Genomic DNA, 16933 nt, shown 5'->3' on the forward strand with positions numbered 1-16933 from the left:
CCAACTGCCTGCCGGGCAGGGCCTCAGCGGCCCCGGCCCCTCCCCCGGCGTCCCCGGCCCTCGTCCGGGTCGTCGTCGTGCGGTCCGAGCAGCTCGTCCGCCAGCGACGGCAGGTCGTCCAGCGGCGTCTCCTCCGCCCAGTCGGACCGGCGGCGGCGCGGCTCGCCCTCGGCGTCGACCTGGGGCAGCTCACGCGTACGGTCATCGGTGCCGTCGGGGCGGGAGGCTGGCGAGTCGTCGCGGAAGTACCCGGGCGGAACCCGGTCCGCCGGTCCGTCCCCGCGTACGGGCGGTTCGTCCCCGCGTACGGGCGGCAGCACGGCCGTCTCGTCCTCTGCCCAGGTGGGCCTCTCCTCGGCCCCGGGGCGCACCGCGGGCAGCACCTCGGTCTCGTCGCCCGCCCGGGGAGAAACCGGCGGCAGCACCGCCGTCTCCTCGGCCGCCGTCGGCGGCACCGGCGGCTTCGGCAGCTCGGCCGTCACCTCGGCGTCGTCCCGCACCCGGCGCAGCACGGTCGTCTCGTCGACGGAACCGGAAGCAGAACCGGAACCGGAATCGGAACCGGAGGCAGCACCCGACCCGGACCCGGAGCCACCCGGAGCGTTCTCCGGCTTCACCACGGGCGTCGGCACCGTCGCCGCGTCCTGGCCGGCCGACGTACGGGAAGCATCCTGCGAAGCGGAACCCTGGCCAGAGCTCTGGGGAGAGCTCTGCGGGGAACTCTGGGTGGAGCTCTTCGGCCCTGCCTCCGCCGCCGCGGCCGCCGCCTCCGCCAGCCGTCGCGCCTCCTCGGCCCGCAGCAGCGCCGCCTCGGCCTTGCGCTGCTTCTCCAGGCGGAGCGCCTCGGCCTCGGCGCGCAGCCGGGCCTCTTCCTCGGCCTGCTTGCGGCGCCGGTCCTCCTCGGCCTTGCGGCGGGCCTCCTCCTCGGCCCGGGCCTTCTCCTCCGCGAGGAGCCGCGCCCGCTCCTCCTCGGCCTTCTTCTGCGCTTCCTCGGCCCGTCGCCGGGCCTCCTCCGCCTGCCGTTCGGCCTCGCGCCGCTGCGCCTCTTCCAGCTCGCGCCGCTTGCGCTCCTCCTCCTCGGCGCGCAGCCGGGCGAGCTGCTCCTGGCGCTCGCGCTCCAGGCGCTCCTCCTCGGCCTTGCGGGCGGCCTCTTCCTCGGCCTTGCGGCGGGCCTCCTCCTCGGCCTTCTTCCGCGCCTCCTCCTGGGCCTTGATCTCGGCCTCGGACAGCGGCAGCACCTGGTCGAGCCGGTGCCGGATGACGGTCGTGACGGCCTCGGGCTCCTGGCCGGCGTCCACCACCAGGTACCGCCCGGCGTCGGCCGCGGCCAGGGTGAGGAAACCGGACCGCACGCGCGCGTGGAACTCGGCGGGCTCCGACTCCAGCCGGTCGGGCGCCTCGGTGAACCGCTCGCGGGCGGTCTCCGGCGCGACGTCCAGCAGGACGGTCAGATGCGGCACGAGCCCGTTCGTGGCCCAGCGGTTGATCCGGGCGATCTCGGTCGGCGACAGGTCTCGGCCCGCGCCCTGGTAGGCCACGGAGGAGTCGATGTACCGGTCGGAGATGACGACCGCGCCGCGCTCCAGGGCGGGCCGTACGACGGTGTCGATGTGCTCGGCCCGGTCGGCCGCGTAGAGCAGCGCCTCGGCTCGGTGCGAGAGGCCCTCGCTGGACACGTCCAGCAGGATCGACCGCAGCCGCTTGCCCACCGGCGTCGCCCCCGGCTCGCGCGTCAGCACGACCTCGTGGCCCTTGCCGCGGATCCACTCGGCGAGCGCCTCGGCCTGCGTGGACTTGCCGGCCCCGTCGCCGCCCTCCAGGGCGATGAAGAAACCGGAGGTCGCGGACGCCTGGTCCGGGTCGTCGCCGCCGAGCAGCGCGTCCCGCAGGTCCTGCCGCAGCGGCACGCCGGAGCGGTCGTCGACCTTGGCCAGCACCAGCGCGGCGACCGGCAGCAGCAGGGCGCCGGCGAGCATCAGGGTGAAGGCCGCGCCGCCGTGCGCGAAGACGAACTTGCCGCTCTCCAGCCGGTGCGGCCCGATCGCCGCCGCCACCAGCGGCGCGATCACCGCGGCGAGCGCCACACAGACCCGGACGACCGCGTGCAGGTGCTCGGTCGTACGGGGCCGCCGGAACTCCTCGGCCTCCTGGTCGAGCAGCGTGTGCCCGATGTTGGCGGAGATACCCGCGCCGACACCGGCCAGGGCGAGGATCAGCAGCACGGTGGTGACGTCCGGCACCAGCCCGGCGGCCAGCAGCGCGATACCGGTGAAGGCGATCACCAGCGCGAGCAGCCGGCGGCGCGACAGGGCGGGCAGCAGGGCGGGCGCCGTACGGATGCCGACGACGACACCGCCGGTCAGCACGCCCACGAACAGGCCGTAGAGCACCGGGCCGCCGCCCAGGTCCTTGGCGTGCAGCACGGCCACGGCGACGGCGGCGGACACCGCGGCGGCGACGGCCGCGCAGGCCAGCACCAGCAGCGGCATCGCGCCCGTGCGCCCCTTGTCGGCGCCGGCGGTGGTCTTCGGACGGCGCAGCCCCTCGAGCGGCGACCGCGCGCGGGGGGTGCGGGTGGCGGGCAGTTCGAGGAAGGTCAGTACGGAGAGGGAGGCGGCGAACAGCCCTGCCGCCACGTACGAGGCGAGGGCCGCCTGGTGCTGGCCGAACCAGTCGATGCCGACGCCCAGCAGATTGTTGAACAGGGCCGCGACGACGAGCACGACGGCCGCGAGCGGGATCGCGACGAAACCGGTGCGCAGCGAGAGCCGGCGCAGGGCGTCCAGGTGGTCGGGCAGCGGCCGGACCGTCGCGCCTTCCGGCGGGGGTGCGGGCAGCAGCGCGGGGGCCGCGCTCTCGCGGCACACCGTCCAGAAGCGCTCGGCGACTCCGGTCACGAAGGCCGTGACGAGGAGCATGGCCAGCGCGTCCTCGGGCATCCAGTCGATCCACAGCGGCGCGATGATGAGCAGCACGGCACGCAGCCCGTCCGCGCCGACCATGGTCCAGCGGCGGTCGAGCGGGCCGTCCTGCGAGGTGAGCGCCGTGAGCGGACCGAGGAGCACGGCGCCGAAGAGGAGCGTCGCGAGGATGCGCACCCCGAAAACGGTCGCCACTGCGAACGCCACGCCTCGGTAGCCGCCCCCGAACGCACCCTCGGCGACAGCCGCCTGGAGGGTGAGCAGGACCAGCACGAGAAGGGCCAGGGTGTCGCCCACACCGCCCACGAGCTGTGCGCTCCAGAGCCGCTTCAACTGCGGACGGCGCAGCAGGGCGCGGACGGCGCGCTCGCGGGAGTCCGCGACCAGGGCATCGTCGGGGGCCGGCGGAGAGGCCGTGGGGTGCTCGGCTCGCGTCATGCGTTCAGCCTATCGGGAGCCACCGACAGCCTGGAGGGCCCGGTCTGACATGCGCACGCCCCGACACCGAAGTGTGCCGGGGCGTTCGCTTTCCGAACCCTGGGCGAAGATCCGGACCCTTGAAGGTCCGGATCCCGGACAGGTCCTGAAAGGACCTCAGTCCTCCGCCGGCTTCGAGGCGGTCGCCGTCTTGGCCGCCGTCTTCGCCGTCGTCTTCTTCGCCGTGGTGGTCTTCTTGGCCGTCGTCTTCTTCGCGGTCGTGGTCTTCTTCGCCGCGGTCTTCTTGGCCGTCGTCTTCTTCGCCGGGGCCTTCTTGGCCGCCTTCTTGGCGGTCTTCTTCGCCGGCCCCTTCGCGCGCTTCTCGGCGAGCAGCTCGAAGCCGCGCTCCTGGGTGATCGTCTCGACGCTGTCGCCGGAGCGCAGGGTCGCGTTGGTCTCCCCGTCGGTGACGTACGGCCCGAAGCGGCCGTCCTTCACGACGACCGGCTTGCCGCTGACCGGGTCCTCGCCCAGCTCCTTCAGCGGCGGCTTGGCGGCCGCCCGGCCCCGCTGCTTGGGCTGGGCGTAGATCGCCAGCGCCTCTTCCAGCGTGATCGTGAAGAGCTGCTCCTCGGCCTGGAGCGAGCGCGAGTCCGTGCCCTTCTTCAGGTACGGGCCGTAGCGGCCGTTCTGCGCGGTGATCTCCTGGCCCTCGGCGTCGGCGCCGACGACACGCGGCAGCGACATCAGCTTCAGGGCGTCGTCGAGCGTCACCGTGTCCAGGGACATCGTCTTGAAGAGGGAGGCCGTACGCGGCTTGACCGCGTTCTTGCCCGTCTTCGGGGTGCCCTCGGGGAGGATCTCCGTCACATACGGGCCGTAGCGGCCGTCCTTGGCGACGATCGTGTGGCCGGTGGCCGGGTCGGGGCCCAGTTCGTAGTCGCCGCTCGGCTTGGCGAGCAGTTCCTCGGCGAGGTCGACGGAGAGCTCGTCCGGCGCCAGGTCGTCCGGGATGTCGGCGCGCTGGTGCTGCTCGGTGTCCTTCTCACCGCGCTCGATGTACGGCCCGTAGCGGCCGACCCGCAGCACGATGTCGTTGCCCACGGGGAACGACGACACCTCGCGGGCGTCGATCGCGCCCAGGTCGGTCACCAGCTCCTTGAGGCCGCCGAGGTGGTCCCCGTCGCCGTTGCCGGCGTCGGCGGCACCGCCCTCGACGCCCGCGGCGGAGCCGCTGTCGGATGCCGTCTCACCGAAGTAGAACCGCTTCAGCCACGGCACGGCACGCGCCTCACCGCGGGCGATGCGGTCGAGGTCGTCCTCCATCTTGGCGGTGAAGCCGTAGTCGACGAGCCGCCCGAAGTGCTTCTCCAGGAGGTTGACCACGGCGAAGGACAGGAAGGACGGGACGAGTGCCGTGCCCTTCTTGAAAACATAGCCGCGGTCGAGGATCGTGCCGATGATCGACGCGTACGTCGACGGGCGGCCGATCTCGCGCTCTTCCAGCTCCTTGACCAGGGAGGCCTCGGTGTAGCGGGCCGGGGGCTTGGTGGCGTGCCCGTCGACCGTGATCTCCTCGGCGCTCAGGGCGTCGCCCTCGGAGACCTGGGGCAGCCGGCGCTCGCGGTCGTCGAGCTCGGCGTTCGGGTCGTCGGCGCCTTCGACGTAGGCCTTGAGGAAGCCGTGGAAGGTGATCGTCTTGCCGGACGCGCTGAACTCGACGTCCCGGCCGTCGGAGGCCGCGCCGCCGATCTTCACCGTGACGCTGTTGCCGGTCGCGTCCTTCATCTGGGAGGCGACGGTCCGCTTCCAGATCAGCTCGTAGAGCTTGAACTGGTCGCCGGTCAGTCCGGTCTCGGCGGGAGTGCGGAAACGATCACCCGAGGGGCGGATCGCCTCGTGCGCCTCCTGCGCGTTCTTGACCTTCCCGGCGTACGTCCTCGGCTGCGGCGGCAGGTAGTCGGCGCCGTACAGCTGCGTGACCTGGGCGCGGGCGGCGGCGACCGCCGTGTCGCTCAGGGTCGTGGAGTCCGTACGCATGTAGGTGATGTAGCCGTTCTCGTACAGCTTCTGCGCGACCTGCATGGTGGCCTTCGCACCGAAGCCGAGCTTGCGGCTGGCCTCCTGCTGCATCGTCGTCGTACGGAACGGGGCGTACGGCGAGCGGCGGTAGGGCTTGGACTCGACGGAGCGGACGGCGAACCGGGTCTGCTCCAGGGCGGCGGCCAGGGCGCGGGCGTTCGCCTCGTCGAGGTGCAGGGTGTTCGCGCTCTTCAGCTGTCCCAGGGAGTCGAAGTCGCGGCCCTGCGCGACCCGCCTGCCGTCGACGGACTGCAGGCGCGCGACCAGCGACGACGGGTCCGACGAGTCACCGGCGCGGCCGGATGGGGGTCCCCCCGCTCGAGCGAAGTCGAGAGTGGGGGAGAAGGTGCCCGTCAGGTCCCAGTACTCAGCTGAACGGAAGGCGATGCGCTCGCGTTCCCGCTCGACGACGAGTCGTGTGGCGACCGACTGGACACGGCCCGCGGACAGCCGCGGCATGACCTTCTTCCACAGGACCGGCGAGACCTCGTAGCCGTAGAGGCGGTCGAGGATGCGGCGGGTCTCCTGGGCGTCGACGAGCTTCTGGTTGAGCTGGCGCGGGTTGGCCACGGCGGCCTGGATCGCGGCCTTGGTGATCTCGTGGAAGACCATCCGCTTGACCGGGACCTTGGGCTTCAGGACTTCCTGGAGGTGCCAGGCGATGGCCTCGCCCTCGCGGTCCTCATCGGTGGCGAGGAAGAGTTCGTCGGACTCCTTCAGCAGGTCCTTGAGCTTCTTGACCTGGGCCTTCTTGTCGGCGTTGACCACATAGATCGGCTGGAAGTCGTGTTCGACGTCCACACCGAGGCGGCGGACCTCGCCGGTGTACTTCTCGGGCACCTCCGCGGCGCCGTTGGGAAGGTCGCGGATGTGCCCGACGCTCGCCTCGACGATGTATCCGGGGCCGAGATAGCCCTTGATCGTCTTCGCCTTGGCAGGCGACTCGACGATGACGAGTCGGCGGCCGCCCTCTGCGGTCTCGCTGGTCGGGGACAACTTCGCTCTTCTCTCCGGTCGACGCTGGGGCCTCCCCGGAGTCGCTTGCCCGGGGCTGGGTCGTGGGTGACGCTGCGGAGTGTGACGGTACAGCCCGCCCCCGTGTCAAACGGGAAAAGCCCGCAACGGCCACTCGAACGGTAACCCGACTACCACCATTCCTGCCGCCCGGAGTGCCCGTACCCGGCCCGGTCCTATGCGGAGCGCGACCTCCCGATTACCGGCGGGCGCGACGTCGGCCGGGGCTTCAGAGGCGGGTGAAGCACCAGGTTCCGACCACCAGGGCGAGCACCGCGACGACGCTCGCGAGGGTCGCCGACGCGACGGGCCTCACACCCTCGGCGACGGGCCTGTGCTGGCGCACGCGCGTCACGGTCCACGCCAGCAGTCCGCCTCCGAACAGGGAGAACACCGCTCCCGCGAAGATCGCCGGTTCGCTCTCCATGGCCCCCGTGCCCCTTTTCCCCAGTCCGCGACTCCTCAGCCCCGGGAGGCTGACACGCGTGGGCGGCGGGCAGGCGAACCGTAGGTGAACGCCGGGGCGACGCGGCCGGGGATCGAGGAGGACCCGGCCCTCGGAACCCGTTCGGGACGAGGTGTTCAAATCGACTCGAAATTTATTGGCGGATCTTGGCGGATGTCTTGGCGGATGTCTGGCGGATGGCTTGGCGGATGTCTTTCCGCCGGGTCCTCAGCGCACCGGCTCCAGGAACCCCTGCTCGACGAGCAGCCGGATCTGGGCCGGTGTGCGATCGCGGAGCAGCACCGGGTCCTCGCCGATCAGCTGGGCGATGGCGTCAAGGATGCGGCCGGCGCTCATCGTGCCGTCGCAGACGCCCGCGAAGCCCGCCCCGACCGTGTCCACCCGGGTCGCCCGGCGCATCCCGCGGTTCTGGCGCAGCACGACATGCTCGGGGTCCTCGGCGCCGGGCAGCCCGACCTGCTCCTGCACGACCTCGGCGGCCAGCCGGAAGTGCCCTTCGAGCAGGGCGGCGTCGTCGTGGCCGCGGAGGTGGTCGAGCCGGTCGAAGTGGGCCTTGATGGTGTCCCCGAGCGGCTGCTCGACCGGATGCGGCCACTCCTCCACCGTGAGGGAGGGCACGGCGGCGCCCGTCCTGCGCAGGGTGATCCAGCCGAAGCCGACGGCCTTCACCTTGCGCGCCTCGAACTCGTCGAGCCATGCGTCGTACCGCGCCTGGTACTCCGCCGTGTCGCCCTCGTGGTCGCCCGCGTCCCGCAGCCACAGCTCGGCGTACTGATTGATGTCCTGCACCTCGCGCTGCACGATCCACGCGTCACAGCCCCGGGGCACCCATGACCTGAGCCGGTCCTGCCAGTCCTCCCCTTCCACGTGCTGCCAATTGGCGAGGAACTGCGCGAACCCGCCCTCGTTCAGCCGCTCCCCCGCCTCCGAAACGAGCGTGCGGCACAGATCGTCCCCGCCCATGCCACCGTCGCGGTAGGTGAGCCGGGCACCGGGAGAGATCACGAACGGCGGGTTCGAGACGATCAGGTCGTACGTCTCGTCGTCCCGGACCGGGGTGAAGAGGGAGCCCTCGCGCAGCTCGGCGGCCGGGGCGCCGGACAGGGCCAACGTGAGACCGGTGATGTGCAGCGCGCGCGGGTTGAGGTCGGTGGCCGTCACGCGCGTGGCGTGCCGGGCCGCGTGCAGCGCCTGGATGCCGGAACCGGTGCCGAGGTCGAGGGCGGCGCCCACGGGCGTACGGACGGTGATGCCGGCGAGGGTCGTGGAGGCGCCGCCTACGCCCAGGACGACTCCCTCGTCGCGGCTGCCGATCCCGCCGGCGCCGCCGACCGCGCAGCCCAGGTCCGACACGATGAACCAGTCCTCGCCGCCGGGCCCGCCGTAGGGCCGCACGTCGACCGTGGCGGCGATCTCGTCGCCCGCTCGCTCGAGCCAGCCGGTCTCCAGGCAGGCGTCGACAGGCAGGACGTCCGCCACGCGCGCGTGCGGCACGGGCTGCTGGAGCAGGAACAGCCGGACGAGCATCTCCAGCGGTGTGTCCCCGCGGGTCGCCCGGAGCGCGGGCACGGTCTCGCTCCGGGCCAGCGCCGCGTACGCGGGGGCGCCGAGCAGTTCGAGCAGTCCGTCGGCGGTGAAGGAGGCCCCGAGCAGGGCGTCCCGGAGCCGGGCGGCGACCTCGGGGCGGTCGGGGGCGGGCAGCGGGGACAAGGGTGACTGGCTGGCGTTACTCACGCCCCCCATTGTGTCCGCAGGCGCCGGTGGCGCACGTGCCCGTGCCGGGTATTGCGCGGGCCTGTACGGCTCGGCTCAGCCGTCACTTCCCGACTCAGCCGTCACTTCCCGACTCAGCCGTCACTTCCGGACGAACGGTCACTCCCGGCCCAGCCGTCACTTCCGACTGAGCCGTCACTCCCGGACGAACGGTCACTCCCGGCCCAGCCGTCACTTCCGACTGAGCCGTCACTCCCGGACGAGCGGTCACTCCCGGCTGAGCCGTCACTCCCGGCTCAGCCGTCGCGGGCCCCTCCCCAACGGCCGGATCAGGTCGCGGACGCCGGTCCCGTCGCCGCCTTGCAGCTCGTCTGCCGGGCCATCGCCTGGCCGACCTCGCCCTCCTCCAGCTTGCTGAGCGCGTCGTTCCCGCTCTTGCTCAGCTTGTCCAGCTCGGTGGCGATGTCCTTGAGACCGTCGGCGAACTTGCCCTGGTCCTTCGTGTCGAGGTCGTCGACCTGCTTCTTCAGCGAGGCGTACGACGCGGAGATCGTGTTGAGCTCCTTGACCGCGTCCTTCTGCTTCGTCTCGCCGTTCTCGACGTCCGGCGCGCCGGCCTTGTTCACCGCGGTGCCGATCGCCTTGTAGGCGTCGGACATGTCCTGGAAGGCCTGTGCGTCGGTCTTCTGGACGTCCTCCGGTGTGCTGTTGTCCGAGGTCTCCTTCTGGATCGAGGCATTGGCCGACTCGATCTTCTTGGCCTGCGGCTGTACGGCGTCGCAGACGTCCTTGGCCCAGGAGTCCAGCTTCTCGTTCTCGTCGCCGCCGCAGCCCGACAGCGCCAGTACCAGTACCGCACCGCCGGACAGTGCGGCCGCGAGCTTCTTGTTCACCGGTTTGGTCCCTTCCATGGCTCTCGGCCCCGGAACATACACGCCAGGGGCACGGCAACCGCACGCCGAGAACCTATTAAGACCTTTTTGTTACCTTTTGATCCGGGCGAGACAAGGCTCACGATGTGGCGTGCGAACACACAGGGCGGGCGGGCGACGCGCCAACGCGCGCCGCCCGCCCGCACCTTGAGCTGGGGCTTGACGAACCTCCCTACGAAACCACCGCCGGATCCGGAGACTTGGGTTCCGGCTCGGCGTTGTTTTCGTCACCTACGGCGATGCCGCGCCGTTTTGACACGTAGACCGCGCCGGCGATCACAGCGAACGCGAGCGCCGCGATCAGGATCCGCATGCCGATGCTCTTGTCCGGGCCGTAGGAGAACTTGATCACTGCGGGCGCGATGAGCAGCGAGACCAGGTTCATGACCTTGAGCAACGGGTTGATCGCGGGACCGGCGGTGTCCTTGAACGGGTCGCCGACGGTGTCGCCGATCACGGTCGCGGCATGGGCCTCGCTGCCCTTGCCTCCGTGATGACCGTCCTCGACGAGCTTCTTGGCGTTGTCCCAGGCGCCGCCGGAGTTGGCCAGGAACACCGCCATCAGCGTGCCCGCGCCGATCGCGCCCGCCAGGAACGCGCCGAGCGGACCGACGCCGAGCGTGAACCCGATGAAGATCGGCGCCAGCACGGCCAGCAGTCCGGGCGTGGCGAGCTCTCGCAGCGCGTCCTTGGTGCAGATGTCGACGACCTTGCCGTACTCCGGCTCCTCGCTGTAGTCCATGATCCCGGGCTTCTCGCGGAACTGCCGCCGCACCTCGAAGACCACGGAACCCGCCGACCGCGACACCGCGTTGACCGCCAGCCCCGAGAAGAGGAAGACGACCGCCGCGCCCGCGATGAGGCCCACGAGGTTGTTGGGCTGCGAGATGTCCATCATCAGGCTCATCGGGGCCCCTTCGCCCCCGAGTTTCTCGCCCACGTCGCGTGCCCCGGTGATGATCGCGTCGCGGTACGACCCGAAGAGCGCCGCCGCCGCGAGCACGGCCGTGGCGATCGCGATGCCCTTGGTGATCGCCTTGGTGGTGTTGCCGACCGCGTCCAGGTTGGTGAGCACCTGCGCGCCCGCGCCCTCGACGTCACCGGACATCTCCGCGATGCCCTGCGCGTTGTCGGAGACCGGCCCGAAGGTGTCCATCGCGACGATCACACCGACCGTGGTGAGCAGGCCGGTGCCGGCCAGCGCTACCGCGAACAGCGCCAGCATGATCGACGTACCGCCGAGCAGGAACGCCCCGTACACGCCGAGGCCGATCAACAGGGCGGTGTAGACGGCGGATTCGAGTCCGACGGAGATCCCGGCGAGGACGACGGTGGCCGGACCCGTGAGCGAGGTCTTGCCGATGTCTCTGACGGGCCGGCGGGTGGTCTCGGTGAAGTAGCCCGTCAGTTGCTGGATCAGGGCGGCGAGCACGATGCCGATGGCCACTGCGACGAGGGCGAGGATCCGCGGATCGCCGTCCTTGGCCAGGACGGCGGCATCGGTGACGCCGTCGAGCTCCGAGTACTTGCCCGGCAGGTAGACGAACACGGCCACCGCCACCAGCACGAGCGAGATCACCGCGGAGATGAAGAACCCGCGGTTGATGGCGCTCATGCCGCTGCGGTCGGCGCGCCGGGGCGCCACCGCGAAGATGCCGATCATCGCGGTGATCACACCGATCGCCGGCACGAGCAGCGGGAAGCCGAGCCCGGCGTCGCCGAAGGCCGCCGAGCCGAGGATCAGCGCGGCGACCAGGGTGACGGCGTACGACTCGAAGAGGTCGGCGGCCATGCCCGCGCAGTCGCCGACGTTGTCGCCCACGTTGTCGGCGATGGTCGCGGCATTGCGCGGATCGTCCTCCGGAATGCCCTGTTCGACCTTGCCGACCAGGTCGGCGCCGACGTCGGCGGCCTTGGTGAAGATGCCGCCGCCGACACGCATGAACATCGCGATCAGCGCGGCCCCGAGGCCGAAGCCCTCGAGCACCTTCGGCGCGTCGGCCGCGTACACCAGCACCACGCACGAGGCGCCCAGCAGGCCGAGGCCCACCGTGAACATGCCGACCACGCCGCCCGTGCGAAATGCGATCTTCATCGCCTTGTGCGAGACCGCGGTCAGATCCTTTTCCGGCTCGCCTGCCGCCGGTGTGGCTTCACGCGCCGCCGCGGCGACACGCACATTGCTGCGTACGGCGAGCCACATGCCGATATAGCCGGTGGCCGCCGAGAACGCCGCTCCGATCAGGAAGAACACCGAACGTCCGGCACGCTGATTCCAGTCGTCCGCGGGCAGCAGCATGAGCAGGAAGAACACGACCACGGCGAATACGCCGAGCGTGCGAAGCTGCCGTGCCAGATAGGCGTTCGCGCCTTCCTGGACCGCCGCCGCGATCTTCTTCATGCTGTCGGTGCCCTCGCCGGCCGCGAGTACCTGGCGCACCAGGACGCCCGCGACCGCCAGTGCCGCCAGTGCGACGACCGCGATGACCACGACGAGAACGCGGTTGCCGTCGGTCAGTACAGCGGCTGCGAGGTCTGTGGGATGGCCCGACTGTGGTGAGTTGAAAAGCCCCGCCATTCGTCCTCCTTGACGCTTGGGCTGAGCTCAAGATGTGGACGGGATTGTAGGTACCGGAACCTGATCAAAACAGAGCGCGATAAACGGAATTAGACTTCCGAGGTAATGCCCTGAAAGCATTCCGAGACGTCCGTGGAGCATACGAATGATCGTGAACGAATTCACGCGATGAACGGCACAGGAACTACTGTAAAGGCGAGCACTGACAGCCGCACATGACGAAGGGCCCCACGGGTGGGGCCCTTCGTCAGGAACGGTGTGTGGCGTGGCCGGTTCAGACCAGAATCGTCGGCGGCGGCGTGGTCGGCCACGTCATCTTGATCGATCCGCCGTGCTCGCCCGCGCTGACCTCGACGTCGTCGACGAGTCCGCTGATGACCGCGAGGCCCATCTCGTCCTCGTCGGCTTCCCCGTCGGGGTCGCCGGGGCCGGGCGCGTGCTCACCCGGTACCGCGTGCGGGGCCTCGTCGCCGACCTCGATGGAGAACTGCTTCTCCTCCTCGATCAGCAGCACCTTCACCGGTGCCGAGATCCCCACGGTCTGGTGCAGCCCGACGGCACGGGTGCACGCCTCACCGACGGCGAGCCTGACCTCGTCGAGGACGGCCTCGTCCACTCCGGCCCTGCGCGCCACCGCTGCCGCCACCAGTCGGGCGGTCCTGACGTGCTCGGGCAGCGCGCTGAAGCGGAGCTCAACGGTGGCCATGCATCCCCCTCGCAACTACGGGCGTGCTGTGGGGAGGCTCCGGGCCGCCGAAAGCCCGGGCCCCCTCGGTCTTCACTTCTTCCGAACTTCTGCCGTGCTTCGGCCGGCCCGGGCACGAAGCCCGGGACCGGTGTCAGTCGGTGGCCGCAACCGCTTCCTCGACCGAGGTGTGAATCGGGAACACCTTGGTGAGGCCGGTGATACGGAAGATCTTCAGAATGCGCTCCTGGTTGCAGACCAGGCGCAGGGAGCCCTCATGGGCTCGCACACGCTTCAGGCCGCCGACCAGTACGCCGAGTCCGGTGGAGTCGAGGAAGTCCACGCCCTCCATGTCGACGACAAGGTGGAAACTGCCGTCGTTCACCAGCTCGACCAACTGCTCGCGCAGCTTGGGCGCGGTATATACGTCGATTTCGCCACCGACCCTGACGATCGTGCGATCGCCCATGGTCTCGGTCGACAGGGACAGGTCCACGGATCCTCCAGCACCTTGCTATCGAGCGGTCGCCCTAAGGGCACTCGGCTTCAGCCCTTGGACGCTTCGCCAGCCGCGATGGCATTCAATCACTTACCGGCAGGCGTGCACGACGCCTTGGCTCCATTGTCCGTCACGCCAGTGACACACTCGGTGCCGATGGCCAAGAATCACCGATCCGATCGAACCCCGACGGACCCTGCCTCCCGACCCGCGCCGGGCGTGGTCCTGGACCGGCTCACATCCGGTCCGAGCAGGGCTTCGCGTGTTACTCATACGGAGCACTTGCCCCCGCGCGAGGGTCGGCATGCCGTCTGGCCGGACCGGATCCGCGCGGAGGTGCTCGCCGCCGTGCGCGCCGCCGGCATCGAACACCCTTGGGCCCATCAGGCGCGCGCGGCCGAGCACGCGCTGGACGGCGAGTCGGTCGTCGTCGCGACGGGCACGGCCTCCGGCAAGTCCCTGGCGTACCTCGTGCCGGTCCTGTCCGCCCTTCTGGAGGGCGCCGAGGCCCCGAACGGCCGTGGCGCGACCACCCTCTATCTGGCTCCCACCAAGGCCCTTGCGGCGGACCAGTGCCGCTCGGTGAAGGAACTTTCACATCCACTGGGCCATTCGGTGCGCGCGGCCGTCTACGACGGCGACACTCCGTTCGAGGAACGCGAGTGGATCCGCCAGTACGGCAACTACGTCCTGACCAACCCGGACATGCTGCACCGCGGGATCCTTCCGTCCCACCCCCGCTGGTCCTCCTTCCTGAAATCGCTGAAATACGTCGTCATCGACGAGTGCCACACCTACCGCGGCGTGTTCGGCTCGCACGTCGCCCAGGTGCTGCGCCGGCTGCGCCGCCTGTGCGCCCGTTACGGGGCCTCGCCCGTGTTCCTGCTGGCCTCAGCGACCGCCGCCGAGCCCTCGGTGGCGGCCCGCCGCCTCACCGGCCTGCCGGTGCTGGAGGTCGCCGACGACGCCTCACCTCGCGGCGAACTGGTGTTCGCCCTGTGGGAGCCGCCGCTGACCGAGCTGCACGGCGAGAAGGGCGCCCCCGTCCGCCGCACGGCCACCGCGGAGGCCGCCGACCTGCTGACCGACCTCACCGTGCAGGGCGTGCGCTCGGTCGCCTTCGTGCGCTCCCGGCGCGGCGCCGAGCTGATCTCGGTCATCTCCCAGGAGCGTCTGGCCGAGGTCGACCGGTCGCTGGCCCGGCGTGTCGCGGCGTACCGGGGCGGCTATCTCCCGGAAGAGCGCCGCGCACTCGAACACGCCCTCCATTCGGGTGAACTCCTGGGCCTCGCCGCGACGAACGCCCTCGAACTCGGCATCGACATCTCCGGTCTGGACGCCGTCGTCATCGCCGGATACCCGGGCACCCGCGCCTCCCTGTGGCAGCAGGCGGGCCGGGCCGGACGCTCCGGGCAGGGGGCGCTGGCCGTCCTGGTGGCCCGCGACGACCCGCTGGACACCTTCCTGGTCCACCACCCGGAGGCCCTCTTCGACCAGCCCGTCGAGTCCACGGTCCTCGACCCGGACAACCCCTATGTGCTGGCCCCGCACCTGTGCGCGGCCGCCGCGGAACTGCCCCTGACGGACGAGGACCTCGACCTGTTCGGCCCGGCCAGCGAAGGCCTTCTGCCCCAGCTGGAGGCGGCCAAGCTGCTGCGCCGCCGTACCAAGGCCTGGCACTGGACCCGCCGCGAGCGCGCCGCCGACCTGACCGACATCCGCGGCGAGGGCGGACGCCCGGTCCAGGTCGTCGAGACCGGCACGGGCCGGCTGCTCGGCACGGTCGACGCCGGCGCCGCGCACTCGACGGTGCACGAAGGCGCCGTGCACCTCCACCAGGGCCGCACCTACCTGGTCCGCTCCCTGGACATGGAGGACTCCGTCGCCCTCGTCGAGGAGGCCGCCCCGCCCTACTCCACGGTCGCCCGCGACACGACGTCGATCTCCGTCCTGGAGACGGACACCGAGATCCCCTGGGGCGACGGCCGCCTCTGCTACGGCTCCGTCGAGGTCACCAACCAGGTCGTCTCCTTCCTCCGCAGACGGCTCATCACCGGTGAAGTGCTGGGCGAGACGAAACTCGACCTCCCTCCTCGTACGCTGCGCACCCGGGCCGTGTGGTGGACCGTCACCGAGGACCAACTCGACCGGGCCCGGATCAATCCGGAGATCCTCGGGGGCTCCCTGCACGCCGCCGAGCACGCCTCGATCGGCCTGCTGCCCCTCTTCGCGACCTGCGACCGCTGGGACATCGGCGGCGTGTCGATCCCGCTCCATCCCGACACACTGCTGCCCACGGTCTTCGTCTACGACGGCCACCCCGGCGGCGCGGGCTTCGCGGAGCGCGCCTTCCACACGGCCCGCACCTGGCTGACCGCCACCCGCCAGGCCATCGCCTCCTGCGAGTGCGACGCCGGCTGCCCGTCCTGCATCCAGTCCCCCAAGTGCGGCAACGGCAACGACCCATTGCACAAGAGGGGGGCGGTGCGGCTGCTCACTGTGCTGCTGGAGGGCGCCCCCGAGGAGAAGGAGGCGGAGGAGACGGAGGAGCGGCCTACCGGAGGCCCGGAGAAGCCGTCGGAGGACCGGCCGGCGCCCTCCTCGCCGCCGACGCGAGCTACGGAGGAGCCGCCGGAAGCCGCTCCAGGGGAGTCGACGGAGCAGCCGTCGGAAGCGGCTCCAGGGAGGCCGACGGAGGCCCCGCCCGCGCCCTGACCTCCGCCGTGAACGGCCCTCGCCCGGACGCCGCCGTGACGTCCGAGACATCGCCGACCACCTCGCACCGCACGAGCCGCACCCCCTGTGCCCGGGCCACCCCGCCCGCCCGGGCACAGGCCGCCGTACCGCCCTCGGCCCAGTGGTCCGCCGCCGCGAGCGCCGCGAGATCCGCACCGCCCGCCGCACGGTGCCGGATCGCGACGGCCTGTCCCAGCGCGAGGACGACGCCGAACACCACACACAGGACGGCGATCGCCCCGACGCTCCAGACGGTGGCGGAACCCCGGTCCGAGACGTCGCGTGTCATGACCCGGCGTCTCATGTGCCCACCGCCTCCTCCACCGACGCCACGGCCTCCTCGCGCACGGCGAAGGGCAGCCCGCTCAACCCCGGCGGTGCGGCCACGACGATCACCCGGACGTGTTCCGCCTCCCGGCTGACGGTCACCTTCGCGCCGGGCGGTGCCGCCTCGCGGGTCAGCCGCACGACCGCGCCGGGCGGGTCCTGGCGGGCCGCGGCGCGAGCGCCCGTCCGCGCCGCGTCCACGCACTGGATCTGCGCGGCCACGGCCAGCAGACCGCACACCAGCGCCATCGCGAACATCACCAGCACGGGCAGCACCACGGCCGACTCCGCCGTGACGAACCCCCGGTCCGAATCCCGCTCACATCCGCGCATTGAGGGCTTCCGTCACGATGCTCTGCAGCTCCCCGCTGACCGCGCCGCTGGTGACGACCTTGTAGAGCACCACCGCGAACGCCACCGCCGCCACGATTCCCATCGCGTACTCGGACGTGACCATTCCCGCGTCCCTCCGCGCCGCCCGCATTCCGCACACCAGGGCACGCAGCCGTGCCCGTACCGCCTGATACATCTCAACCTCCGTGAAAAAGTCCGAACTTCCTTCG

At 71.1% G+C, this 16933-nt stretch carries 12 protein-coding genes; 1 reads left to right on the forward strand and 11 read right to left on the reverse strand.

Annotation, left to right across the window (positions count from 1 at the left end; translation table 11 throughout):
• Positions 1-23 precede the first annotated feature (23 nt).
• From tmk to bldG, 8 genes are all read right to left on the reverse strand, one after another.
• Positions 24-3359, reverse strand: a complete 3336-nt coding sequence (gene tmk / locus KJK29_RS16400; RefSeq protein WP_215119904.1) for a dTMP kinase — start codon at positions 3357-3359, stop codon at positions 24-26.
• Positions 3360-3515: 156 nt separating this feature from the next.
• Positions 3516-6416 (reverse strand): type I DNA topoisomerase, encoded by a 2901-nt coding sequence (gene topA / locus KJK29_RS16405; RefSeq protein WP_215119905.1) that lies wholly within the window; start codon positions 6414-6416, stop codon positions 3516-3518.
• A gap of 247 nt (positions 6417-6663) precedes the next feature.
• Positions 6664-6861 carry a hypothetical protein gene (locus KJK29_RS16410; RefSeq protein ID WP_215119906.1) on the reverse strand — a complete coding sequence of 66 codons (198 nt, stop codon included), beginning with the start codon at positions 6859-6861 and terminating at the stop codon, positions 6664-6666.
• Positions 6862-7107: 246 nt separating this feature from the next.
• A complete protein-coding gene (locus tag KJK29_RS16415) occupies positions 7108-8643 on the reverse strand; it encodes a DUF7059 domain-containing protein (protein WP_215119907.1) in 1536 nt (511 codons plus the stop codon).
• A 299-nt stretch (positions 8644-8942) separates the two neighbouring features.
• Complete coding sequence (locus KJK29_RS16420) at positions 8943-9524, reverse strand: small secreted protein (protein ID WP_215119908.1); 582 nt, start codon at positions 9522-9524, stop codon at positions 8943-8945.
• Between the two features lie 193 nt (positions 9525-9717).
• Complete coding sequence (locus tag KJK29_RS16425; RefSeq protein ID WP_215119909.1) at positions 9718-12123, reverse strand: sodium-translocating pyrophosphatase; 2406 nt, start codon at positions 12121-12123, stop codon at positions 9718-9720.
• Positions 12124-12397: 274 nt separating this feature from the next.
• Positions 12398-12829 (reverse strand): ATP-binding protein, encoded by a 432-nt coding sequence (locus KJK29_RS16430; RefSeq protein WP_215119910.1) that lies wholly within the window; start codon positions 12827-12829, stop codon positions 12398-12400.
• 133 nt (positions 12830-12962) lie between these two features.
• Positions 12963-13304: an anti-sigma factor antagonist BldG gene (bldG, locus tag KJK29_RS16435; protein WP_003991900.1), complete on the reverse strand. Its 342-nt coding sequence runs from the start codon at positions 13302-13304 to the stop codon at positions 12963-12965.
• 78 nt (positions 13305-13382) lie between these two features.
• Here bldG and KJK29_RS16440 point away from each other — a divergent pair, with 78 nt between their 5' ends.
• A complete protein-coding gene (locus KJK29_RS16440) occupies positions 13383-16022 on the forward strand; it encodes a DEAD/DEAH box helicase (protein WP_251057823.1) in 2640 nt (879 codons plus the stop codon).
• On the opposite strand, the gene KJK29_RS16445 is transcribed toward KJK29_RS16440, so the two are convergent.
• Genes KJK29_RS16445 through KJK29_RS16455 form a run of 3 tightly spaced genes read right to left on the reverse strand, consistent with a single transcriptional unit; the run spans position 15925 to position 16899 of the window.
• Positions 15925-16347 (reverse strand): Rv3654c family TadE-like protein, encoded by a 423-nt coding sequence (locus KJK29_RS16445; protein WP_215119911.1) that lies wholly within the window; start codon positions 16345-16347, stop codon positions 15925-15927. The genes KJK29_RS16440 and KJK29_RS16445 overlap by 98 nt on opposite strands.
• Positions 16344-16703: a TadE family type IV pilus minor pilin gene (locus tag KJK29_RS16450; RefSeq protein ID WP_215119912.1), complete on the reverse strand. Its 360-nt coding sequence runs from the start codon at positions 16701-16703 to the stop codon at positions 16344-16346. Before KJK29_RS16450 ends, KJK29_RS16445 begins: the two co-directional genes overlap by 4 nt.
• Positions 16690-16899 (reverse strand): DUF4244 domain-containing protein, encoded by a 210-nt coding sequence (locus KJK29_RS16455; RefSeq protein WP_215119913.1) that lies wholly within the window; start codon positions 16897-16899, stop codon positions 16690-16692. Before KJK29_RS16455 ends, KJK29_RS16450 begins: the two co-directional genes overlap by 14 nt.
• Positions 16900-16933: the final 34 nt, after the last annotated feature.

Source organism: Streptomyces koelreuteriae (assembly GCF_018604545.1).
Taxonomy (GTDB): Bacteria; Actinomycetota; Actinomycetes; order Streptomycetales; family Streptomycetaceae; genus Streptomyces; species Streptomyces koelreuteriae.